Raw genomic sequence first — 26,346 nt, 5'->3', positions numbered from 1 at the left:
TTAAAAATATAAATCATGTAAATAACTATTTAAAAATTTTTTTCTTTTACAATATATAAAAAAATAAAACGCCTGAAAATCAGGCGTTTTATTTCATTTCAAGAGAAAAATCTATATATTTTATTTCTGTGGTCAATTTTCCCATTGATATTATATCTATATTATCATCAACGTATTCCAGATAATTATCTTCACTTATTCCACCGGAAACTTCTATTATTATATGGGGATAATTTTCTTTTAATTTTCTTGCAGTTTCTTTGGCTTTTTCAGCAGAAAAATTATCAAGCATAATAATATCAACACCATTTTTTGCAGCAATAATAGCATCTTTTTCATTTTCAACTTCAATTTCCAATTTTTTTGTAAATGATTTATATTTCCTGGCTGTATTTATTGCATTTTCTATACCGCCATACATCTTTATATGATTATCCTTAAGCATTATACTTTCTGAAAGATTCCAGCGATGTGTATCGCCTCCACCATGTAATACAGCTAATTTTTCAAGATTTCCAAGACCTGGAAAAACCTTTCTCGTTGCTGCTAATCTGGTTTTACCATCTATTTTACTTACAAGATTATGAGTCTTAGTTGCAATTGCGCTCATCATAGAAAGAATATTCAACATTGTTCTTTCAACAATAAGAACATTATATGCATTTCCTTTAATTTCACCAATAATTCCTTTATCAACCTTTTCACCGTCATTAAACTTAAAATCATAATCGATATTATATTCTTCAAATAATCTTTTTATAATCTCAATTCCAGACAACACAACTTCTGAATTTTTTAAAATTATTATCCCTGAAGCTTCTTTATCTCTCAATTCATATGAAGCTATATCAAAAAAAGAATTATCCCTTTCAATCCAATCCTTTAACAACTCAATCTCATATTTAAACATATTATCACTCCATAATTTTAAACATATTTAAAATAGGAATCTTTGCTTTTTCCATTATTTCTTCAGGAAGTTCTATTTCGTGTTCTTCATTTAATAAAGAGAGATATACATTCTTCAAATTATTCTTTTTCATATTATTACATATAGCAAGTTCTTTTAATGGATAAAACTTTTTATCTTTAAATGTATTTTCTAATTTATGAATCATTCCAACTTCAGTACCAATGATAAATTCTTTAGCATCATCTGTTTCAGGAAATTTCATCATCTGTCCTGTGCTTCCAATATAATCACATAAATCTCTTGCTTCCTTTGGTGATTCTGGATGTATTATAATCTTTGCATCTGGATGTTCTTCTCTTACTTTTTTAACATCCTCTGCTGAAAATCTATTGTGAACATAACAGTATCCGGTATCTCCTGGAATTGGAATAACCTTTTTACCTGTTTTTTCTGCAACATATGATCCCAAATTCTTATCTGGTCCAAATAATACTATATCTGAATCTATTTTGCTAACTACATCAACAGCATTTGCTGAAGTACATGTATAATCTGCATATACCTTACATGCTGCAGTACTGTTCACATACAATACAACAGGAGCTTCTGGATATTTTTCTTTAAATTCCTTTATTATTTCCGGAGTTAATGAGTTTGCCATTGGACATGTAGAACCCTTTGTTGGTACTATTATTTTCTTTGAAGGATTTAAAATCTTTAATGTTTCTGCCATAAAATCTACACCAAGAAAGAGTATCTTATCGTTTTCAATTTCCGTTGCCAATCTGGCAAGCTGTAATGAATCACCTGTAATATCTGCTATATCCTGTAATTCTCCAATTTGATAATTATGAGCAAGAATTGTATAACCTTTCTCTTTCTTTAATTCTATAATCTTTTCAATAAAATCTCTTTCAATAGCTGTTTGATTTATCATCTTCATCCTCCTATTTTGATTTTTGAATTTATATTTTTTAATAATCCTGCTACAGATAACGGTGCTAAATAACTTGTTTTAGGATTTTCAGAAGGGAAATTTTCAAATGTAAACTCGTAATTTCCCGCTATTGAATTAATTTTTATATTATGAATATTTCTTTCTACTTTAGGATCAGCAATAATTCTAACCTTTACCTTATCAAAATCCCTTGCTGCAAGCGATAATGTCACAGCTACATTTACATTTTTAGGGAATCTCTTTATTGCTTCCGTTGAACTTCCTTCAAATATAACCTTTTCCTCATCAATTTCAAGTCCAAGGCTTTTTGGAGGTTTTCTTGTTGTTAATGTAATTGATTTTATCTTATCGTTTATTGCATTAATAAGGTCAATTCCCCCAATAGCTCCAGAAACAACGTAAACTCTACTATTTGATTTTTTCAACGCTTCCTGAAAATCATTTAAAAAATCTCTATCAGCAAAAGCACCTGTGCTTAAAATAATAAAATTCTTATTATTTTCAATAACAAACTTTCCATATTCCACAACAGCCTTTGTTGATGCAACTTCTATAACATAATCTATATCTAAATTCGCAATATCCTTTATATCTGCATAAGAAATATTATAAAATTCCTTTAATTTTTCAATTTGGGATTTATCAACATCATACACATAAACCTTATCCAATTCTTCTTTTAATTCTTCCAAAATAATCTTTGCCGAATTCCCGGCACCAATCAAGAAAATTTTCATTACAATCCCTCCATTTTGAAAATAAAATCACAATATATTTTAAGACTTTTATGTTTAGAAATTTTGTCGATTTTATATAAAAGTAATTATAAAAGTGTTTTAAAATAATTTTAATTGCTCGCTTTTATTATTAATCCCTTCCATTTTTTCAATTTCATTCTTTACCTCTTTTATAATTTCACGATATTCAGAAAACTGTTTCAACGTAGATAAAACCTGCTTATCAAAAAGCGTATAATAATCTATCTCAAGCTCATTTGCCTTTACGAGTTTAACAAATTGTGGCAAATGTTCCCTTTCTATACACGCAGAAACAAGTGCAACATCCTTAAACTTCTTATTAAAAATCCTTTCAACAATTCTATAATTTCTCCTATTATTATATTTTATGTGAAAATATAACAACTTATCGTTTAATGTATATTTGAACTTATATATCTCTCTCATTAATTGAATTGCACGAACATGATTTGGAATTGTCTTATACTTATCAAAATCTATCTTTGTAACAGTCTTTGAAATGGCAATTTCTTCAAGAGGTGTTTGTTTTATAACATTATAATATCGAATTAAATCCTCTTTTTTCAACACACCATCTAAAGCTTTAATAAACAAATCCTTTAATATATCCTTTATTTTTCTTGGGGTATCAACCCTTACAATTTCAACTCCATGTGTAATAATATTTTTATCAAAATCATATCCAAAATAACGTTTCTTAACTCCAAAAAATCTAACAACCTTAAATATCTTATCAACTTCCACCTTTAAAGAATTTCTATTTATTATCTCTTCAGTATTGGAATATTTAACAACAAACTCTTTAGCAATATTATCATTTATATATGTTGCTATATATCTCCCAATTTGAACAACATCTTCCTTCGACAACTTTTCTTCACAATGTATCACATTAAATGAACTATCGGTATCAGAATATATAACCTCTGTTCTAAAAGATATCTTCCTGCCATTTATATCAACATCTTTAAATTCATGATTATTGAGTTTATTATTCATATATCTTAATGCACCGCGAGCACCACCAGTTATAGAAGCGGCCACACGTTTATCATGCAAAGGAAACCTTTCAGTACCTATTACACCATACATGGAATTTAGCAGAATCTTATAATTACTCTGTTTAATATCATATTTTATATATTCAGGATTATCTGGAGGAGTAGATTTTTTTAATTGCTTAAATTTCAAACGTTCTTTTAAAAGATACCTAATTAAAGAAGGCAATACGCCTTCAATTTCAAGAGTATATTTTAACGGAATATAATCCTTTCCTTCATCCTGAATCATCAATCCAATATCAACATGTTTTCCGTTATAGTTAAAATCATATCTAAGAGTTTCTGGAGAAAGATTAAAAGTTTGAATTGCATTTGGATAAAGAGATGCATAATCAAGTACAATTACATTTTCATATTTTTTATCCGGTGGCTGTAAAACAATAGCTCCTTCAAAATCAACATTCTTTGAACTATATATATTATAATTTTCCTTAAATGATTTTTTCTCTGGCAATAAAAATTGTTGTAAGTAATGTTCTATTGATATAGAAGGTGCCAATAACATATTTATAGGTATTCTAATTACAGATTGTAACCCGCAAATCAAATTTAAAAGATTTAATTTATCTTCCAATTCAACCAATATCTCAACATCTCTAAAAATATATTCTACAAACTTTTCAAAATTTTTCTTATAATTCAAAAATCCCATGTATTCACTTTTTCCTTCAATATTATGAATTCTGGCAATCTCATCAAGCTTATATGATGGTGGTTTCTCAAAAATATACTTCTTGTATAACTCCATATAATCAAGCAAATTTACACCAGGAATAGAATTATTAAACCTATATCCAGAAGGTTGTTTCTTATATGAAGAATACGGCTTTAATCCATCAATAGCTGAAATGATTATGTGATATTTCTTTCCTCTATTTATAATATATGGAATATCATATCCATTTGAATACCATCCTGTAATAATATCAGGAACCTTTCTCTTCAAAAGATTATTAAACGTTTTTAATAACTCCTCTTCACTATCAACAAATCTTATTTTCTTATTAAACGTATCAACTTTTTCTCTACTAACAATAATGGAATAATATTCTTTTTCATATGAATCATAATATGTAATAGAAATTATCATTCCTTTAGCTAAAATAGATGATGGAACTGAATCTTCAGCAATATCCTCATCGCCTTCAACCTCTATATCCAGAAACCAGATACGTTTATCCTCTATTCTTTCAGAAATATCATAAGGAAAAATATTTATAATATCCCTTCCATATATACCTATTCCTTTTTCTTTTAATTTTTTCAAAAAATTATTATATCTATAATACGAAATATTATTCTCAAAATTTACCTTTACTAAAGGTTTATTGAAAATATCCTTCCAATCTTCCTCAACATTTTTTATATCTGAATTTTTAAAATTATTCTCCCTTAACAACTGCACAATTTCTTTCTTCAAATGTCTTTCAAACAAAAAGGTTAGCGATTTATTTAATTTAATCCATTTTGAAAATGGCCTTTCTTTATAGTAAAATTGTTTATTATTCGGATTTTGCCATATAGCGGAAACATTCATAATATCAACTCCAATACTATTTTCATCAACTCCTATAATATTTATTATACTTTATTAAGAACTTTTTATCAACTTTTATTAACCAAATGAAAAAATAGATGAAAAGAAAATATTATATAAATAATTCTTGATTTTACAAATGATTAAAATAAATCTTTAAAAGGGGGGTAATTTGTGAAAATAAAAACAAAAATGTTATTATTAATGGTTGTTGGTGGGGTGATAGTTGGCATTGTTGGAGCACTTGTATTTTATGAAATATGCGTTTTACAATGTAAATGGAATGATTATATTGAATCAGTAACCATACGGCAAAAATTGGTCTCTGATATAAAAGAGGAATTTGGATATGGTGGAGCTATACATTCATTTAAAAATTATATCTTAAGAGGTGAAGAAAAATATCTTTCATTATTTGAAAAAAAGAAGAATGAAATTATGGAAAATATTGAAAAATATGAAAAACTACCTGATATATCTTCAGATGAATTAAAATCTTTAAATGTGATAAAAAACACATTACTAAAATACTATGAAAACATAAATCTTGTTAATTCTCTCAAAAGCAGAGGAAAATCAATAAATGAAATTGATACAATTATAAAAATAGACGATGAACCTGCTTTAAAAGCTTTTGACATACTTGATAAAATTATGGATAATTTAACAGAGGAAAAAACTAAAAAGTTTGAAGAAAATATTAAAAAACTAAAATACCTTGTAACTGCTGTTTCAATACTGGTAATTGCAATGATGGTTATAATTCAACTTTATCTGGTTAAAAGCATTAAACCGCTACATTTCGTAAAAGATAAATTAAAAGAACTCTCAAAAAGTGGTGGTGATCTGGTAACAAAATTAGAAGTAAAAACATATGATGAAGTTGGAGAAATATCGCGATTTTTTAATGATTTTACAGAAACATTTAGAAATTCATTATGTAGATTCTTTAACAGGTTTAGAAACAGTATCTCTAAATTCAATATAATAAACCATGAATTAAAAATATTTAAAGTAAATTTTGACGATATGGATAAATCGCTATTTAATACAAAAGAACTAATGGATAATATTACTTCATATATAGAGGAACAAAATATGAGCACTTTAGAAATCTCAAATAATATCCAAAAACTTGCAAACACATCTGTTGAACTCAGCAATATAGCTCACGAAATTAGTGAGGTTGCAGGTACAGGGAGAAAAAGTATTGGAATTGTAAATAAAACAATAAATAATATCTCTGATAACATGATACCAATAGTAGAAAAAGTAAAAAACGTCTCAAATAAAGCACAAATTATAAATGATGTTGTAGAAACAATTACAAGCATTTCAGAACAGACAAACCTTCTTGCATTAAATGCTGCAATTGAAGCTGCAAGAGCTGGAGAAGCTGGTAAAGGTTTCTCAATAGTAGCTGAAGAAATAAGAAAACTTGCTGAAGAAAGCAGAAGTGCTGCAGAAAGTATAAGAGAAAACCTTGGTGAAGTTATGCTTGGAGTTAAAGAAACCTCTGATATGGTTATTAACATGTCAGAAGATATAAAATCCGTAACCAAAATAAACGATAAAACATCTGATCAATTATATGAGCTTATAGATTCTGTAGAAAAAATTTCTATATCAGCTGATAATCTTGCAGCAAGTGTCCAGGAACAGGGTGCAGCTGTTGAAGAATTATCAGCTTCATCTCAAAGAATTACAGAACTAATAAATACCTTAAAAAATTACATGGAAAATATAGTTAAAGAAGAAAAATACATGAATACAAAAAACAAATATCTCTTTGATATAATAGAAAATGAAATTAAACAACTAACTAAAACTGTAGAAATCTTTTCCACCTTTAAAATGTTTAAAAAAGAAAATATTATTGCAGAACTGAAAAATGCAATAAAAAATCACGAAGAGTGGATATCAAAATTCGAAGATGCAATAAATAACAATACATATTTAATTGTAGAAGATGAATCTCAAAAATGTGAATTTGGTTTATTTATAAATGTAATTGGAAATAACATACCTGATGAAATAAACGATATATGGAAAGAAATTATAATCCTACATAACGAACTACACAATTATGCTAAAAAATACGAATATAAAAATCAGAATAAAAACGAAAAATTATTAAAAGATGCCAGGATAACATTATCAAAAATGAATGAATCTATAAATACCGCTATAAGAAAATTAAAAAATTAATTTATATACTCCAGGAGATTTTATTTTATAAACTCCTGGAGTATTTTTTTTGAAATATTTTATTTATTTTATGATATAATTATTAATAGAAAGAATTTCAATAATAGAATCAATACAAAACATATTCAAAGGGGTGATCCTATGAAGATTAAAACAAAGATGATGTTATTATTAGTTCTGGCAGTAGTTGTATTCACTATTATTGGATCATTTGTTTTTCTTGAAACAAGTAGTCTGGAAGATAAATGGATAGATTATATTGACTCGGTCACAACAAGACAGAAAATATTATCAGATATTAAAGCACAATTTGGATATGGTGGAGGTATCCATATATTCAAAAACTATGTTCTTAGAGGATATGACAAATACATTTCCGCCTTTGAAGAAAAAGAAAAGGCAATATTAAAAGATTTTGCTGAATACGAAAAATTACATGATGTAAGTCAGGAAGAATTAAAAAACCTTGAAATTATAAAAAATACATTTATGCAATATAGTCAAAATCTACAATTAGCAATAAAACTCAAAAAAGAAGGAAAATCAATAAGTGAAATAGATAAAATAATAAAAATAGATGATGGTCCAGCATTAAAAGCTTTTGGAGAACTTGAAAAAATAATGGACAAATTAACCAGAGAAAAAACAGACGAATTTGAAGGAAATATAAGACGTCTTCAATATCTAATAACAGCTGTATCAATAGCCTTAATCATTACTGTACTTGTAACCTTTATGTATATATTATACATGATGGTACCATTATATTCTGTAAGAAACAAACTTGAGGAACTTTCTAAAAGCGGTGGTGATCTGGTAAGCAAACTTGAAGTAAAAACATCAGATGAAATTGGAGAAATATCTAAATTCTTTAATCATTTTATAGATTCATTTAGAACATCTCTTCAGGGATTTTTCAATAGATTTAGAAACAACATCACACAATTTAATACAATTAATCATGAATTAAAAATATTCAAAACCAACTTTGATGATATAGATGATGCATTAACAAGAACAAAAAGTTCTCTGGATAATATTACCTCATATGTAGAAGAACAAAATGCAAGTACATTAGAAATATCTGACAACATTCAAAATCTTGCAAACACAGCTGTAGAATTAAGTAATATAGCTCATGAGATAAGTGATGTGGCAGAAAGTGGAAGAAAAAGTCTTAACAATGTAAACGAAACTATAAACAACATTTCTGAAAGTATGGTTCCAATAGTTGATAAAGTAAAAGCAGTATCCGATAAAGCCCAGATTATAAATGAAGTTGTGGAAACAATTACAAGTATTTCTGAACAAACAAATCTTCTTGCACTAAATGCTGCAATTGAAGCTGCAAGGGCTGGCGAAGCAGGAAAAGGATTTGCTGTAGTTGCTGATGAAATAAGAAAACTTGCAGAAGAAAGTAGAAATGCTGCAGAAAGTATAAGAGAAAATCTTGGTGAAGTTATGACAGGTGTCAACGAAGCATCGGATATGGTAATTGAAATGTCTGAAAATATAAAATCTGTATCTGAAATGAATGACAAAACATCAAATGAACTATATGAATTAATTGATTCAGTGGAAAAAATCTCAAATTATGCTGACAATTTAGCCGCAAGTGCTCAACAGCAAGGAGCAGCCGTTCAGGAATTATCAGCCTCATCTCAAAATATCACCGAACTTGTTAATAATCTAAAAGAAGAAATGGATGAAATTGTTGAAGAAGAAAAATACATGAACGATAGAAATATGGATTTATTAAAAATCGTTGAAGAAGAAGCAAATCAACTTATAAATACTGTGGAAACATTCTCAACATTTAAAATGTTTACACATAAGGATCTTATTAATGAACTAAATGGTGCCAAAGAAGCTCACAGAAGATGGGTAAAAAGATTTGAAGAATCTGTTCATAACAACACATGGCTGGCAGCAGAAGATAATCCTCACAGATGTGGATTTGGTGTATTTGTAAAAGTATTATCTAAAAATGTACCTGAAGAAATAAATGATATATGGTCTGAAATCTTAAAATATCATGAACAATTACACAATTACGCTAAAAACTTTGAATATAAAAATAGAGATAAAAATGAAAAATTATTATCAAATGTAAAAGAAACATCTACAAAACTCGAATCATTAATAGATCAGGCTATAAATAAACTAAGTTAAAAAAAATAACCCCAACCCTTTTTGGTTGGGGTTATTTTTATATTTCCTCAATTAACTCAGCAATTTTATAAACAGAAAACTTAACAGCTGGTGTTCTATACGGGATAGTTACAGAATCCAGTTTAACAAGCCATGAATTGGTCTTTTTATAAATAGCAACATAATACTGTTGAATAAAATCATCATCTGAAGAAACAACCTTTAACAAATATCTATCATTTATCATATCTTCATAAACATTATTTACAACAAACGTTTTATTACCTTCTTGAAACTTTTTATCCTTTAAATCCTTTAATTTATCAATATCTATAGAATTTATATTCTTATGAGGCATTTCACTCACTCCTTCCAGAATTCTCAAAACCTTATAATCTTTCACTTTCTTAGCAATAAATAAATACTTATTTCTTCCTTCTTTATCCCATTTTAACTCATACTTCGTTTTTATTGGTCTATTAAAATTCTCTATTATTTCCTGTGCCTCAAAAAATTCTGATTTACTAAAATTATCATAAACCTCCTGTGCATACCAGTCAACATCTGTAGCAAGTTCAATAGTTCCACCTTTTCTTAATACATCAGCAAGGGTTAAAATAAATGATTCAATAAAAATTCTTCTTTCCTTATGTCTTTTCTTTGGCCATGGACATGGAAAATTCACAATAAGCTTTGAAATAGAACCAGACGGAAACAATTCTCTGATTAACAACCTTGCATCACCTTGAATAACCCTGGCATTCTTAATATTATTCTTATAAAAATTAATTTGAGCCTTATATAAAGCTGTTAAAGAAGTTTCAAAGCCAACAAAATTAATATCTGGATTCTCTTTAGCAAGTGCTGCCATATACTCTCCACTTCCAAAACCTATTTCAACATATAATTTCTTCCTATTTCCAAAAATATCCTTCCAATTTACAGGATACTCATCAAAAGTCTGCGGTTTTAAAAAATATTTTAAAACTGCTATTTTATCATGCATATCAATTCCTCCCAATAATTAATCCTTAACGTATAAAACATTATACCATAACTGACTTAACATATATAAATTCTTCAAAATATATTAAATTATTCTTATAATAAAAAACCTCCGGAATAAATCCGGAGGCATTACTAAAATCAATATTTATTTAATACAAAGTGATCCAATATTACATTAACAGGGAAGAAACCGTCTTCTTTTTTCTTATCTGTTTGCTGTGCAACACCTTTTACAAGAACCTTAACCTGATTTCCATCAACAATAACTTCTACAAAATGATGAATTCCTGTTATATCCTTTGTTGTAAATGGATACTTTTCATTGTATGATCTTACTTTACTGTATAATGGAGCTCCTCCTCCACCAGTTACAATATATTCAATCTTATTATTTGTAAATCTTTCATACATATGATAATGACTGTTGAATACAATATCTACACCATATTTTTCAAATACAGGTTTCCAGTAGTCAATAGTTGGACTTACAGGGTCTTTACCATACTCTGTACAATTTGTCCAGAATGGTTCGTGGAAGAATACAAATTTCCATTTTGCATCTTTATGTTTTTCAAGATCGTTAATTAACCATTGTGTTTCTCTTTCCATTCCCTCTTTATCCTTCTGCATTAAAAGAATATCTGCATCAAGAACAACAAAATGTGCATTTCCATAATCAAACGAATAATACTGTTCATTATAATCTCCGCCACCCTGTGGGGTTACAAATGAACTGAAATAATATTTTGAATTATATTCATGGTTTCCAAGAACTGGATAGAATGGAGCTTTTGCAGCCATATTCTTAATTGCCCAGAAAAATCCATCCCAATCACTCATAATTCTTCCATCCATTACAAGGTCACCAACATGAATTACAAAATCTGGATTTTCTTCAGCAATTTTATCTGCAACCATTCTATGTCTCTTATTATATGTTCTTGTATCTGCATATACAACAAATTTGAACTTTTCTGGATGATCAGCAACTGTTCTAAATGTATAAGAATCTGTCGTAACTCCTTTTGCTGCTCCATCTTCTACAACAAGTGAATATGTATATTCTTCACCAGGTTTTAATCCTGTAATCTTGAAATGATGTAAATTAGATACTGTATTATCTTCTAAAATCTTTCCATTAATTAATATCTTTCCTTTTGCTGGAACTAAAGTTTTCCAGTTAATATATACGCTATCCTTTCCTAAATCTGAAAGATATGGTCCCCATAACACCTTATTTTCTTCTGCGTATTTACCAACAACAACATCGGCTTTTATTTCTTCTTCACCTTTAACAACAATTTCTGGTGCCTTTACTGTGTTTACACCCATAACATCAACTTTAGCTGTATATTTTCCAGGATTTGCCGGGAATTTATAATTACCGTTTTCATCTGTATAAGCTACAATATACAATATTCCTTTATCGTCAAAAATATTTACCTTTGAATTTGCTATTGGTTTTCCATTTGCAAATTCTGCTTTACCGCTCACCATTGTATAACCTTTACCTCTAATATCAAGAGATGTCTCCAATACTGAAGATAAATCCTTACCTACAACAAATATTCTCTGGAATGTAACCTTTTCTCCATTTTTAATAGCAACTGTTTTAATTTCTGGATCAGCAAAGATATAAGAAATATGAATATCTCTTAATTTTCCATTTTCATCTCTTTCTGTTGTAGTCACACCATAAGCAATTTTATCACCCTGAGCACCGATAAAATCTGTATCAATTCTGCTTACCTTATAACCTAAACCAAAAGTAAATGGTCTTGCATAACCAAAGAATGTAGCATCACCAAGAATCATCTTATCAATATCTTTTCCGCTATTATTTACAAGAGTAGTTTTAATAATAAGATAATTTGTTCCCGGGAATAATGTATAAGTTGTTGTAATTGCTATACCTGGAATATCTGAATGATGTCCTGTTAATTTTAATACTGCAGCTCCACCATTAGATCCATTCTTTTCAATATATATATTTTCATAAATAGCCTGTTTTGGCCAACCAAAATATGTGTGCATTTCATCAAACTGATCTTCTCCGCCACAATAAATAGCATCTAATATGTTTCCACCAGACTTCATATAACCATGATAATTATCCAATTGACCTATTAAGAAAGCAACCTTTTCATTCTTTAAAATATAGTCCCCAACCTTACCATCCGCTGCTGGACCTGGTAATAATTGTGATTTGTCAGTTACTTTAAATGCTTTTGCATTTGCAAATGCAAATACAGAAATCAACAATGAAAATGCCAATAACAATACCAGTGATTTCTTAAACATACTCTAACTCCCCCTTTTTTAAAGATAATATATTGCGATAATATATTGCAAACGTTTTCTCGCAAATATTAATGATACTCCTTTTGTTAAAAAAAGTCAAATATTATCACATCCCGTATAAATCCATTTTAGAATATTATCTTGAAATATTGATTAATATTAAAACTACATATAAAAAACATATTAAAAAATAATTACAAAAAAAAGGGCGAAAATGAACAGCCCTTTTTTATGAGAAATTATATATTATATATTTTCAACTTCCTGAAAATTTTTAAAATTAATTAAAAACACACTTGAAGCTAATGCCAAAACTGCAAGAACCATAGTAAACATATTTATTCCACCCATTGAAAAGAAAATAGAAAGATATGGTCCAAAAAAGTTTCCACTTAATCTAAATGCGGAAAAAACTGCCATACCCTTTTCTTCGAATCCAACAGAAAGAATTGAAGCATATTCGCTGCTCATTGTAATTGATAATCCAAGGAATATACCGGAAACTAAAACAAATATTAAAAATCCTACAAGTGAAAATGAATTTACAAACATTGCTATACTCAATGTTGCAAAAGTTCCAAGGGGAATCCATAGCTTTACACCATGAACCTTATGTTTAAACAAATTACCAAGCATCAATAACAAAGCAAATATAGAAGTATAAATTTTACCGTATAATGGATTATCTACAATGCCCTCAACAAATAAAGGCATAGTTACCTGGAATCCAACAACAATAGCTATAGTAATAATTCCAAAAAACGCTGCGAGGAAAATCCTTGGTGAAAACTTAGCAACCTGTTTCTTTGAATATTCTGAATGTATCTCAATAACAGGTAATTGCTTATAAATAATCAAAGTGAATATAAACAATAAAACACCTAAAGCAGTTAATGTGTGTTTTGGGATATAAATAAATCCAGAACCAATAACCAATGGCCCCATAACAGCACCAAAACTTGCCAAAAATTCTACCATACCAAAATACTTTGCTTTCTCCTGCTTTGAAAAATCACCTTTAGTTATAACTGTTAATGCATTTGCAAACAACGCAGAATCAGCAATTCCCTGAAAACCACGGAAAACGATTGCAAGAATTGGATAACTAAGAGATAATCCTGATAAATATAATGAAACACTCCAAATTACCATTGAAAACAAAAAGGTTTTACTTTCACCATGTTTTTCTAAAATCTTACCCCAAAATGAACCAAAAACTATAGATACAAGTGGTGTAATACCTATAAAAGTACTTGCCAACCATGCAGAACCAAACATCTCTGTTAATTGTGGAAATGATGATGCAATTCCAACCTGAACAAAAACCTGTAAAAATGGTAATGCAAGAATATATTTTAAATATCCTTTCAATCCAATCAACCTCCTTTTTTACCTTTGCCTTCAAGTTTATAATAAAAAATTTAAAATAACATGTGATACATTAAATGTGGATTAAAATAATGAAAATACTTCCAACCGTAAACCAAAAAATACCGATTATTAATTCATATGTAAACAAAAATCACTAATTGCAAAATAAAAAAATAGTTAGAATAATGTGAGCGAAGGCTTGAAATTTCCCGAAAAGAAATAAATATGATTGAGAAAAATAAAAACGAACGAAAACTCGCAGGTTGCCCGAGAAAATCATGAATGGAGGCTGTCAAAAAAACAGGATGTTTTTTTGAGCGCAGCTTCTGCAGGGATGCAGAATCTAAGCGACAGCCGAGAATGAGTGATTTTCGAGGATCAGCAACCAAGTCGTTTGAGGGAGTTTTTATTTTTCTCAATCAACAACACAAAAGGACAAACATGGATGTGAGTCTGCAACGACCGGCGGGAACGAGAATTTTTGAGGATTAGAATTTTCTACCTGTTTGAGCGATTATTATTATTTCTATTTTCCATAAAACTTTCTAAGATCAGCACTCAAGTTGTATGAATGAACTTTTATTTTTTCCAACACAAAGAAACTTCAAATGGAGCGAGGATTAGAAATTCTTGCCGTCTGAGTGAATATTATTTTTCTACTTTCAAAAAAAATTTTCGAAGATTAACACTCAAGTTGCCTGAAGGAGTTTTTATTTTTTCCAATCAACACCAAAAAGACGAATATGAACATAAATCTGCAACAATCATCAGATATGATATAATTAAATTAAATTTCCAACATAAATCTCCATTAAAAACTATTTTCGTTTATAATTTCCAACAAAGTTCAAAACATATAACTCGCTTAAAATATAAATTATAAAAGTTATCAACATAAAAAGTTGTTAACTCTAAATTTAGTTCATAACTTCTCAACCAATCTTCGTTCATAGAAAAAATTCAACAACATTAATATCAACAATCAACGTTCAAAGTTCAAAAATTATAAACCATCTAATAAAATTCAACATTTTTTATAGAACAAATATTCGCATGTACACTTATCAACATAAAAATTTTTTCATATCAACAAAAATCAAAAAAATTATGAACAGTATAAAATTCATTTATAATAATAATTACAATAACATATCAACAATAAACATCACTATACCACCAGCATCTATATAAATAATATAAGAGAGGGATAAAAATATGAAAAAAATAATGTTGTTAATTCCAATACTATTAGTTTTATTAATAATAATAGACATATCAATAATAAAAAACTCTTCAAAAACAACCATTGAAGTAAAAACAAAAAAAACTCAAGAAAGTTCCATAATAAAAGATATTATGAATTCAAAAAACTACTCACAAATCTACACAAAACAAAACACATGGCATAAATTTCTGGAAAACAACAACAACTTAATAATAAAAGACATCTTCAAATATAAAGAATATGTATATATAACTGCAGAATCAAAAGAAATAAAGAAAAAAATACATATATATAAAATAGACAAATATGGAAATATAAAAAAACACATAGAAATTACAGAAAGTATATACACAGAAATAAACTCATTTATACTTGCAGATAGCATATTTATATTATCAGGATACAAAAACTTTAAACCATATATTTTAGAAGTAGATATCAATGGAAACATATTAAGATCAAAAACACTCAATTTCTCTGGAAAAATAAAAAAAATAAAAATAGATAACTTTGACAGTATTTATATTGTAGGATATAAAATAGATAACAATAAAAAAATAGGATTCATGTATGAAATAAACCCATCACTAGAATTACTAAATGAATTTAACATTACATGGTATAATGATGAAATACTAGAAGATATAGAAACGGATAAAAATTATATATATCTTCTTGGAAATACAAATTCAACTGCAAACAACAATTGGGATATATTCATCATAAAACTAAACAAATTAAATTATAGTGATTACTCAATAAAAAAATTTGGTTCTGAAAATTTGGAAGATTATGCTTATTCATTTACAAAGGACAATAAATACTTTTATATTGCAGGATATAGTTCTCCATTAGAAAACTACCCATGGAAAACATTAATAATAAAGACAGATAACAATCTACAAAAAATATGGAGAACAGATTATTTAATGAAAAAATCATCCAGGGGATTATCCATAACTCAAACACTGGATAAAATTGCAGTTACCGGATATGCACTTGAAAAAAATAATGATTTTGACGGATACTCACTTTTTATAGAAAAACAAACTGGAATAGTATTATTTGAAAACTATTATGGAACATTATTAGATGAAAGACTAACAAAGGTGTATAATTATAATGATGGACTGATATTCTCTGGATACCAAAAAAACGGTGAAATAATAAAAGGACTTATAATATATACAGATATCAACGGAAAATCTAACTTTATAAAATAAAATTCTAAGAAACTTTTAAGCTTGAAAACATATAATAAAAATGCATTTCATATCAAGTGAGGTGATTAAATTGAGAAAAAGAGATAAGCAAATAACGCTTTATCATCTTATAATCAAAAATATAATGACTATAGTAATAATTGGAATAGGTTCAGTAATAATGATATTCAGCATGATTAGCCTATATAATCTTGGACGTGTAGAAAAAGAATTTGAAGCAAATGCAGTACAAATTGTTAATATGGCATTCACCTCATTATCAAATGCATTATATGATTTTGATGTTCGATATTATAAAGGGTTGGAGAGATTTATAGAAGCCTTAAAAACTTCTGAAAACAAAGAAGAAACAATAAAAAACATATCAAAATACGCGTTTTTTAATAGTGATACAAGTATAGAGAAAATTGATTACAACAAATTAAATTCAAAAATCAAAGAAAAATTAGATAAACTTGAAAATTACAAATACTATTTTGAACTTGAATTAACCTCAGAAAAACTATTAAAAGATATTTATTTAAAAATAGATAATGAATATTATCTAATAAGAGCATCATATTCCGTAGATAAAATAAAAAATACATTAGATAATTTTCATGCTCTTGAGGAAAAATACAATTTCATAGATGAAATTGATATATGCACGCATAATTTTGAAAATCTTTCAAGCAAAGAAAACGATTTAACAGACAAAGATGTTGAATATCTGAAAAAAGCATTTGACACTGGAAAAGAAATAATAATAAAAAAAGGAAACAAACTGATTTTTTATTATACCTGGAGCTATGAAGATGAAAAATCAACATTCAAACCAATTGGAATAGTATTAAAATTAGATGTTGGGATGCTCAGAAATGCTTTAATATACAACATAACAATATTTATATTAGCTTTAATTATAATAATGTATTTAGTTGCAATAAAAGCAAGAAAAGTTTCAAAACAAATTTCAAGACCATTTGAGTTAATGGTAGATAATATGAAAAAATTCAGAGAAACAAAATACTTAGAATTTGATAGAATGTTTGAAAAATGTGAAATAAAAGAAATAAATGAATTAATGGATGAATATCAAAAAATGGCAGAAGACATAATGTCATCATTTGAAGAAATCAACGCAATGAACGAAGAACTAGAACATTCATACAAAGAAATAGAAAAAGTCAATAATGAATTAGAAGAATCATACTTAAACTTTAGTACTCAACTTTCAATAATCGCTGAAGGTTATGATGAAAATACCGGAAATCATGTTAATAGAGTTGGAGAGCTTTCGGCATTTATAGCTGAAAAAATGGGTTTAGATCATCATACAGTGTATCAAATGAAGTATTATGCGCCATTACACGATATTGGAAAATTAATGATTCCAAAAGACATATTAATGAAAAAAGGAAAATTAACAAATGAAGAATGGAAAATAATGGAAAAACACACAATTTACGGTGGATTATTAATAGGTGACGCACCTATGTTCAAACTTGCTAAAAACATTGCATTATATCATCATGAAAAATATGACGGAAGCGGTTATCCATTTGGATTAGAAGGGGATAAAATCCCAATTGAAGCTGCTATAGTTTCTGTTGTAGATGTATATGATGCATTAAGGTCAGAAAGGCCATATAAACCAGCATTTTCACACGAAAAGGCGTTAAAAATAATTCTTGAGGGAGACAATAGAACACAACCAACACATTTCCATCCAGAAGTATTGAAAATATTCAAAGAGTATTCCGAAGACCTGAGAAAATTATGGGAAGAAGTAGACAAACAAAGCTCCAAATTATATGAACTAATGAAAAATATACAGGAAGATGATATAAAATAAAATAGAAATAATAATATGAGCGAAGACTAAGAATTTCCCGAAGCGGAATGCAGAAAATTCGGGTTGGAAAAACAGGACGTTTTGGAAAGCGAAGCACTTCATGGACGAAGTGTCTGAGCGTGCCCGAATTTTCAAATGGAGCAAGGATCAGAAATTCTTGCCGTCTGAGTGAATATTATTTTTCTACTTTCAAAGAGATTTTTTGAAGATTAGCACTCAAGTCGTATGAATGAACTTTTTTCAACATAAAAAAAATTCAAATGGAGCGAGGATTAGAATTTCTTGCTGTTTGAATGAATATTATTATTTCTATTTTCGAAAAGGAGAGACAAAGATGGAAATATCCAAATTACTCATCGTTGATCCTATTGATGGAGAATACACCGGAAAAATAATAATCAACAATGGAAAAATAGAAAAAATAATAAAAACAGAAGATTCATATTACGACTACATATTAATGCCCGGATTTATAGACACGCATACTCACGGTTATGGCGGAATAGACACAATGACCGCAACAGAAAAAGATTTCAAACAATGGGCAGAAATGAACTTCAAACACGGAGTTACCACATTCTTTCCAACAACAGTTTCAGCATCTAAAGAGCAAATAAAAAACGTTATTAAAAACACACCAATAGAAAAATCAATAAAAGGAATACACCTTGAAGGACCATATATAAACATAAACAAAAAAGGAGCACAAAATCCTGAATACATTAGAAATCCAGAAGAAAAAGAAATAAAAGAAATACTAAATGAAAAAATAAAATTAATAACAATGGCACCTGAAATAAAAGGATTTTATGACGTAATAAATATAATTCATAAAAATAACACAGTAATATCCCTTGGCCATACAGAAGCAGATTATCAGGAATTCAAAAAAGCATATGAAAAAGGAATAAACAGAATAACTCACTTTCCAAATGCAATAAAAGGACTGCATCACCGTGAATTAGGTGGAGTTGGTGCAGTAATGCTTGAAAACTTTAAAATAGAAATGATAGTTGATGGAATCCACACATCACCGGATTTTGTTAAACTAATATATAAAATAAAAAATATCGATGATATTATACTAATAACAGACTCAATGAGCGCTGCGGGATTAAATGATGGAAAATATGATCTTGGTGGTCTTGAAGTTACGGTAAGAGATGGAAAAGCAACATTAAAAGACGGAACAATAGCAGGGAGTACATTAGTATTCGACAAAGCAATTAAAAACTTCAAAAAGTTTACCAATTGTACATTAACGGAACTTGCGAAAGTATCCTCATACAACGCAGCACAAAACCTGAAACTTCAAAACTTAGGAAGAATAAAAGAGGGCTATATTGCAAATCTTGTATTATTAGATAAAAATTTAAACCTTAAAAAAACAATATTCGAAGGGGAATACACCTAAAAAATTCGACAGGAAATCCTGTCGAATTTTTTATTTTTCTCGATTAACAAAACTTCATCAAATCATCATTGATTTTTAACCTACTATCATAGTATAATAGTACAGAGGTGATATAAATGTGGTTTTCCATAGACTTTCATTCGCACACTCCTGTTTACGAACAAATAAAAAACAAGATAAAAGAAAAAATCCTTACCAATGAACTCAAAAAAGATGAATTTATTCCTTCAATAAGAGTTCTTGCAAAAGAACTAGGTGTAAATTTAAATACTGTATCAAGAGCATATAAAGAACTCGAATTTGAAGGAGTAATAAAATCAGTAAGAGGTTCAGGATATATAGTATTAGGAATTGATGAAAATCAGTTTATAGAAAAAAAATTAGAAAATTTTCAAAAAAGTGTTTTAGAATGTAAAAACGCAAAAATTCAAAAAGAAAAATTGATATCAATAATCAATAAGTTATATGATGATTGATAAAATCTGGAGGTGAATCCATGATATTAAAAGTTGATAACCTTGTAAAAAAATATGGAACTCTTACAGCAGTCAATAACGTTTCATTTGAAATTGAAAAAGGTGAAATCTTTGGACTTATTGGACCAAATGGTGCAGGAAAAACATCAATAATAAAATGTATTCTTGATTTAAGATGGCCAAATAGCGGAAAAATATATTTAAATGGAAAAGTTGCATATTTACCTGAAAAAAAGAATCTCTACAAATCATTAACAGTTAAAAAAATGATAGAAATCAACAACGAGCTTACAGAAAATTTTTCTATTGAAAAAGCATATGAATTGCTGGATAAATTTCAAATAAATAAAAACACAAAAATTTCAAATCTATCCCATGGTATGCTTACTCAGGTGTATGTAATATTAACCTTTTCACAGGATGCTGATTTATATATTCTTGATGAACCAACCTGGGGATTGGATCCATTAATGAGAAACACAGTACTTGAAATAATACGTGAAAGCTCATATCAGGAAAAAAGCATATTATATACCAGTCACATACTTTCTGAAGTTGAAAAAATTGCAGATAGAGTTGCGATAATGTCAAAAGGAAAGATTTTAGAATTAGATTATCTTGATAACATAAAAACAAAATATACAGCAATATCATTACCAAAAAACGAAAAAACAAAAGGGTATTTATGGAAAAAATTGGAAAATGAAAATATCTGGATAGTAAAAAATCAAGATGGAGAACCTGTTACTATAGATGAAATCTTTGAAGCAGTGGTAAAGGGGGAATGGTAATGAAAAAAGAACTTTATGAAATGAAAACACGAACAATAATTTCAATAGTAATATTAATTTTATTATTTTTCAGCATAGCCCCTTTTCAAAAATTTTATGTTGATATGATAAAAGAAAATATGGCGGCAATAAAGCCATATGCAGAAAAATTTGGATTTTCAAATATATTGGATAACTTAAATGATTGGAATTATTATATGTATACGCAATGGTTCGGTAAAAACTTTGGTCAATTAATTCCAATTTTTGCAATTATTTTTGCCTTTCCGTTATTTTCCAGAGAATATGAAAATGGAACAATGGAATATTTATTGGTAAGAAAATCAAGAGATTATGTATTTATCACAAAAGTATATATCGGTTTGACAATGTTTATTATATGGATAACAATAGGAATAGTTCTACCAGCTGCATATTCATTAATTTCAGGGAAAGATTTGGCATATAGTCTATTATTCAAATATTTTATTCATATGTTTTTTGGTGGATTGTTCTGGTATGAAATAACAGTATTATTTTCTGTAATATTCAATGATCAGGTAAAACCAATATTAGTTTCAGTTGGGACATTGATTATCACCACAGCTGCAGGATTCATTAAACCTTTATCTTTCTTAAATACATATCCATATATATTAGGCTCAAAAATTATTTCAGAAGGAAAAATAGATTTATTATACACGCTTTCATTATTCTTAATAGGAGAAACGATAGTTAGTATAGCCTATTATCAATTTAGAAAAAAAGAAATTTAATAAGGAGGGGATTTCCATGATAGTAACTACATCTGAATTTGTTCCTGGAAGAGAAATAGAAGAAGTTTTAGGAATAGTTATAGGTAATGTTGTTCATTCAAAACATTTAGGAAGGGACATAGCAGCAGCATTTAAAACACTTGCAGGAGGAGAAATAAAAGGTTATACAGAAATGCTTACAGAAGCAAGAAATATAGCCTATAATCGTATGATAGACGAGGCAGAAAAATTAGGAGCAGATGCAGTAATTGGTTTGAGGTTTTCAAGTTCTGCAGTTATGGCTGGAGCAGCAGAAATGGTAGCTTATGGAACAGCAGTAAAATTAAAATAATAAAGAGGGCTTAAGCCCTCTTATTATTTTGTATGCAATTCAATATAATCCTTAATATCAGACATTGATAAATTGTATTTTTGAACAATATCCTTTAATTCCATTAAAGAACTTTCTTTTTCAGAAATTCCAAATTCTTTCAAAAATGCATTATAATCATCGATATTTTCTTTAATTTCCTTCAAAGTAGTTTTTCCTCTTATAATAAATTCTGAAGTATCATGTTCTTCTTTTTCAACAGTAGAATTACTAATATTTGCTTCTTGATTTTCTGAAACTTCACCAGGCAAATATCCACTAATTACATATGCAATAAATCCAGGTTTAGTCTTTTTTATAATATCCCTTACACTCATATTTTCAATACCTTCAATACTTTTTAATTCATCAAAATCATTTATAGTTTTTCCATATTCAGCAAGAAAATCAGAAACATTCATATCAATATACTCTACAAAACTTCTAATACCTTCCGGTGAAACTATTTCAAGTTCTTCATCAAATCCCATTAATTCAGATAAATCCTTTAACTTAGCAGTTGTTACAATATTTCGAGGAATATTAAATGCTCTATACAACTCTTCTTTTGAAACAGGATAATTATCTATTATTTCCTGTAAAGTAGAAGAACCTCTTATATCATTTATTGAATTGTATGTTCGTATTTTTTCTGTATTAAAATTACCTGAAACATTAGCTATTAAAATTACACCAAGAAATAAAGCAAGGGCTATAAATGCATAATTCCATAGACTTACAGTTTTTTTGCTTTCTTCTGGTTTAGTTAAAATAGGTCTAACCTGAAGAGTTAATTTACTTGAATCATTTACTGGACATGCTTCAACACATTTCATACATCTAATACATTGAGGACTGTTTATAGCATTCTTTTCTGAAACAACAATTCCTACAGGACATGCTCTATCACACAATTTACAATTTATACATGTATCCTTTTTCCTTTTAATAGTTAAAAAACTAAAAGAATTAAACAAACCATTTATAGCACCTAAAGGACATGCATATCTACAAAATGGTCTTTCTACAAATAACGACAATCCTAAAACGAGCAATACAGAAATATATCCAGTAATTGCAATTTCATCTGTCCATATATTAAACAGATTATAATACGGATCATATGGTTCAAAAACTAACTTACTTGTTCGTGCTGTTTGAATAATAATAATTGCAAGAACAATATACTTTAAATATCTTAGAACTCTATCAACCTTTACAGGAACTCTATTATATTTATCTTTAAAAATCTTTTTTCCAAGTTTTCCAACCCATTCCTGAACAGAACCTAAAGGACATATCCAACCACAAAAACTTGCACCGGTAAATAGCAAAAGTGCAAACAATGCAAATAGCATAATAAACACCGATTGATGTAGTTTACTTACATAATTTCCAGTGGTAAAAAATGTATAAAGATTTACAACTCCACCATATGGACATAATGTATGCAAACTTGCAACACCAAATAACTCAACACCAGGATTATTTTCTACAATATAATGTCCAATACTCACATACAACACAAACGCAACAAAAACAATCTGTACCGCCAGTCGAAACTTTTGTAAAGAACTACTTTTCTTCATATCACTCACCCCCACAATGATCTTTTTCATTTTTTTGCAAATATATATTAACATATTAACCTTAGAAAAAACTTAGAAATAAAAAAAGAGATGGAAAATTCCATCTCTTTCAATTGTGACTGTGTGACAACTGTAGAATCTCTGTAGACAACTGTGACAAATTATAAATTTTCTACATAATATTTTACTTTTGCTGGTAAAGATAATATTCCATCATCATTTTCTAAAATTAATCCTTCATTTTTCCAGCGGGTAATATAAGTATATATTGTTTGCCGTTTTATATTTTTTTTCTGTAATTTTTTAACTAATGATGTTCTATCTATGTTTTCTTTAATAATTTCCTTTAGGATAATTTTTTGTATTTCGGTAAAGGATTTTATTTTAGAAAAAGTTCGTAAAAAAATACTTTTTATAGTTTCTTTGGCAGTTGTTTCATCAATTTTCTTTTTATCTGTATTATATAAAGCAATTTGTTGAGCAAGCCATAAAGCATCTCTTGGATTCCCATCACTAAAAGAAGCAATTTCTTCAAGAGCATTAATATGAAAATAATCAGGATAATCTTTAATACGTTTTAATATTAATTTTTTTATATCTTCTTTTGTAAGTGGATCCAGAAAAATCATATCTTTAAAAATATTTTCTAAATTTCCACTCTCATTCCATCGCATTCTATCATTAGAGTATTCCCTATAAATTGAAAAAGGTAAAGAAACAATTGTAATAACATTTTCTTTTAAAAGTATATTTTTCAAAGAATCAAGAATATTCAGAACTTCATCTTTTTTTTCTTTATCTAATTCATCTATTACAATTAAAATTTTTCCATATTCTCTTATCAATAATTCAAGCAATTTTTCAATATACTCCTTAATAGTATATATATTAAATCTTTTTTTATTTGACAATCCTTTTTCATACATTGCACTTGCAAAAGCATTTATTCCCCCGCTATAATTTGAGTTAAAACTTTTTTCTGTTAAAATAAAATCTTTTGCTTCCAGGGCTATTTTTTCTATATTTTTATTTTTTAAAGATAATGATAATTTTGATAATTTATAAAGAAAATCAGCTATAATAACCTCTTTAGAATCTTTTTCAGTAATTAATATATTGAATTTTGTGGAATCTGCTGTTTCTATAAAATTCAAAACAGTAGTTTTTCCTACACCAGTTTCACCACATACTCCAAAAATTCCCATGGGTTGAAAATATGCAAGATTATTTAAATGTTTTAATTCTTTTTCCCTATCTACAAGCAAATCTTTATTGCTAATGGGGACATCAAATAGTGAAGAAATTATATATTTCAATTTATCATTATCCATAATCATCACCCCCTATTAATTATTATAACATACAATTGTGACTGTGTGACAACTGTAGAATCCTTGTAGACGATTGTGACAATTCTTGTTAAGTGATTTAGAAAAATAAAAACGAATGAAGACTTGCAGAGTGCCTGATTATATAAAAAAAAGTAGAAAAATAATATGAACGAAGACTAAGAATTTCCCGAAGCGGAATGCAGAAAATTCGGGTTGGAAAAACAGGAGGTTTTGGAAAGCGAAGCACTTCATGGACGAAGTGTCTGAGCGCGCCCGAATTTTCAAATGGAGCGAGGATTAGAAATTCTTGCCGTCTGAGTGAATATTATTTTTCTACTTTCAAAGAGATTTTTCGAAGATTAGCACTCAATTCGCCTAAAGGAGTTTTTATTTTTTCAATCAACACCAAAAGTACTAACATGAACGTGAATCTCCACTAAAAAAAAGACTTTCAGGAAAAATCCTGAAAGTCTTTTTTTTTAGATATTTACATATTTATTGATTATCGCAATAAGCTCATTATATTCAACATCAAGCGTATTTTCACCGCTAATATACTCAATATTCCTCTCAGGGAACCACTCTTTTAACTTCAAAAACCCTTCCCTTGCCTTTTCAAAAAATTCTCTTCCTTCACTTTCAATTCTATCCTTATTTTTATTCTTCATCCTTTCAAAAGACGTTTCAACATTCACATCAACAACAATCGTCAAATCTGGCATTATTCCATCTAACGCATGTTTATTAATCTCAAAAACCTCTTTCCAACCAAGCTCTCTTGCATATCCCTGATAAACAATTGAAGAGTCAACAAATCTATCAAGAATAATAATCTTATCTTTATTAGGTTTTATAATTTCCTCTATCAATTGAGCACGACTGGCAGCAAATAATAAAGCTTCACTTACGTGACATATTTTATAATTACCCAGCAATAATTCCCTTATCTTCTCACCAAGCTCTGTTCCACCTGGTTCTCTATTCCAGATAACATCTTTATTCTTAATTTTAAAATATTCAACTAATTTTTTTGAAAGAGTAGATTTACCAGAACTTTCAATTCCTTCAAAAGTTATAAGCATATAATATATTT

General features: G+C 28.2%; 19 protein-coding genes. 9 read left to right on the top strand and 10 right to left on the bottom strand.

What is annotated here, in order from left to right:
* Nucleotides 1-88: 88 nt before the first annotated feature.
* From nadC to MARPI_RS06360, 4 genes are all read right to left on the bottom strand, one after another.
* Nucleotides 89-910 carry a carboxylating nicotinate-nucleotide diphosphorylase gene (nadC, locus tag MARPI_RS06375; protein ID WP_014296772.1) on the bottom strand — a complete coding sequence of 274 codons (822 nt, stop codon included), beginning with the start codon at nucleotides 908-910 and terminating at the stop codon, nucleotides 89-91.
* Nucleotides 911-914: 4 nt separating this feature from the next.
* Nucleotides 915-1,850 (bottom strand): quinolinate synthase NadA, encoded by a 936-nt coding sequence (gene nadA, locus MARPI_RS06370; RefSeq protein ID WP_014296771.1) that lies wholly within the window; start codon nucleotides 1,848-1,850, stop codon nucleotides 915-917.
* 2 nt (nucleotides 1,851-1,852) lie between these two features.
* On the bottom strand, nucleotides 1,853-2,608 hold the full coding sequence (nadX, locus tag MARPI_RS06365) for an aspartate dehydrogenase (RefSeq protein ID WP_014296770.1): 756 nt from the start codon (nucleotides 2,606-2,608) through the stop codon (nucleotides 1,853-1,855).
* 99 nt (nucleotides 2,609-2,707) lie between these two features.
* Nucleotides 2,708-5,227 carry a DNA polymerase domain-containing protein gene (locus tag MARPI_RS06360; RefSeq protein WP_014296769.1) on the bottom strand — a complete coding sequence of 840 codons (2,520 nt, stop codon included), beginning with the start codon at nucleotides 5,225-5,227 and terminating at the stop codon, nucleotides 2,708-2,710.
* Nucleotides 5,228-5,401: 174 nt separating this feature from the next.
* Between MARPI_RS06360 and MARPI_RS06355 the strand changes: the two genes are divergently transcribed.
* Together MARPI_RS06355 and MARPI_RS06350 are read left to right on the top strand one after the other, a co-directional pair.
* Nucleotides 5,402-7,435: a methyl-accepting chemotaxis protein gene (locus tag MARPI_RS06355; RefSeq protein WP_014296768.1), complete on the top strand. Its 2,034-nt coding sequence runs from the start codon at nucleotides 5,402-5,404 to the stop codon at nucleotides 7,433-7,435.
* Between the two features lie 141 nt (nucleotides 7,436-7,576).
* Nucleotides 7,577-9,607 carry a methyl-accepting chemotaxis protein gene (locus tag MARPI_RS06350; protein WP_014296767.1) on the top strand — a complete coding sequence of 677 codons (2,031 nt, stop codon included), beginning with the start codon at nucleotides 7,577-7,579 and terminating at the stop codon, nucleotides 9,605-9,607.
* A gap of 37 nt (nucleotides 9,608-9,644) precedes the next feature.
* Here the strand turns inward: MARPI_RS06350 and trmB are convergent, their stop codons facing one another.
* From trmB to MARPI_RS06335, 3 genes are all read right to left on the bottom strand, one after another.
* Nucleotides 9,645-10,592 (bottom strand): tRNA (guanosine(46)-N7)-methyltransferase TrmB, encoded by a 948-nt coding sequence (gene trmB, locus MARPI_RS06345; RefSeq protein ID WP_014296766.1) that lies wholly within the window; start codon nucleotides 10,590-10,592, stop codon nucleotides 9,645-9,647.
* 140 nt (nucleotides 10,593-10,732) lie between these two features.
* A complete protein-coding gene (locus MARPI_RS06340) occupies nucleotides 10,733-12,895 on the bottom strand; it encodes a metallophosphoesterase (RefSeq protein ID WP_014296765.1) in 2,163 nt (720 codons plus the stop codon).
* Between the two features lie 246 nt (nucleotides 12,896-13,141).
* On the bottom strand, nucleotides 13,142-14,266 hold the full coding sequence (locus tag MARPI_RS06335) for an MFS transporter (RefSeq protein ID WP_014296764.1): 1,125 nt from the start codon (nucleotides 14,264-14,266) through the stop codon (nucleotides 13,142-13,144).
* 1,215 nt (nucleotides 14,267-15,481) lie between these two features.
* Between MARPI_RS06335 and MARPI_RS06325 the strand changes: the two genes are divergently transcribed.
* The 7 genes from MARPI_RS06325 (at nucleotide 15,482) to MARPI_RS06295 (ending at nucleotide 22,315) form a co-directional block, all read left to right on the top strand.
* Complete coding sequence (locus MARPI_RS06325) at nucleotides 15,482-16,714, top strand: hypothetical protein (RefSeq protein WP_014296763.1); 1,233 nt, start codon at nucleotides 15,482-15,484, stop codon at nucleotides 16,712-16,714.
* A gap of 70 nt (nucleotides 16,715-16,784) precedes the next feature.
* Entirely contained in the window at nucleotides 16,785-18,548 is a 1,764-nt protein-coding gene (locus tag MARPI_RS11185) for an HD-GYP domain-containing protein (protein WP_014296762.1), read from the top strand.
* 334 nt (nucleotides 18,549-18,882) lie between these two features.
* Entirely contained in the window at nucleotides 18,883-19,962 is a 1,080-nt protein-coding gene (gene nagA, locus MARPI_RS06315; protein WP_014296761.1) for an N-acetylglucosamine-6-phosphate deacetylase, read from the top strand.
* 116 nt (nucleotides 19,963-20,078) lie between these two features.
* Nucleotides 20,079-20,438 (top strand): GntR family transcriptional regulator, encoded by a 360-nt coding sequence (locus tag MARPI_RS06310; RefSeq protein WP_014296760.1) that lies wholly within the window; start codon nucleotides 20,079-20,081, stop codon nucleotides 20,436-20,438.
* Nucleotides 20,439-20,458: 20 nt separating this feature from the next.
* Nucleotides 20,459-21,229, top strand: coding sequence for an ABC transporter ATP-binding protein (locus MARPI_RS06305; RefSeq protein WP_014296759.1), 771 nt, complete (start codon nucleotides 20,459-20,461; stop codon nucleotides 21,227-21,229).
* Nucleotides 21,229-21,984, top strand: a complete 756-nt coding sequence (locus MARPI_RS06300; RefSeq protein ID WP_014296758.1) for an ABC transporter permease — start codon at nucleotides 21,229-21,231, stop codon at nucleotides 21,982-21,984. Before MARPI_RS06305 ends, MARPI_RS06300 begins: the two co-directional genes overlap by 1 nt.
* A 16-nt stretch (nucleotides 21,985-22,000) precedes the next feature.
* Nucleotides 22,001-22,315 (top strand): heavy metal-binding domain-containing protein, encoded by a 315-nt coding sequence (locus MARPI_RS06295; protein WP_014296757.1) that lies wholly within the window; start codon nucleotides 22,001-22,003, stop codon nucleotides 22,313-22,315.
* Nucleotides 22,316-22,338: 23 nt separating this feature from the next.
* On the opposite strand, the gene MARPI_RS06290 is transcribed toward MARPI_RS06295, so the two are convergent.
* From MARPI_RS06290 to tmk, 3 genes are all read right to left on the bottom strand, one after another.
* Nucleotides 22,339-23,922, bottom strand: a complete 1,584-nt coding sequence (locus MARPI_RS06290; RefSeq protein ID WP_014296756.1) for a 4Fe-4S binding protein — start codon at nucleotides 23,920-23,922, stop codon at nucleotides 22,339-22,341.
* Nucleotides 23,923-24,083: 161 nt separating this feature from the next.
* Nucleotides 24,084-25,253, bottom strand: a complete 1,170-nt coding sequence (locus tag MARPI_RS06285; protein WP_014296755.1) for a KAP family P-loop NTPase fold protein — start codon at nucleotides 25,251-25,253, stop codon at nucleotides 24,084-24,086.
* Between the two features lie 479 nt (nucleotides 25,254-25,732).
* Nucleotides 25,733-26,335, bottom strand: coding sequence for a dTMP kinase (tmk, locus tag MARPI_RS06280; RefSeq protein WP_014296754.1), 603 nt, complete (start codon nucleotides 26,333-26,335; stop codon nucleotides 25,733-25,735).
* Nucleotides 26,336-26,346 lie beyond the last annotated feature (11 nt).

Origin of the sequence: Marinitoga piezophila KA3 (genome assembly GCF_000255135.1) — a bacterium.
Taxonomy (GTDB): domain Bacteria; phylum Thermotogota; class Thermotogae; order Petrotogales; family Petrotogaceae; genus Marinitoga; species Marinitoga piezophila.
This window is presented reverse-complemented; position numbering and strand designations above follow the sequence as displayed.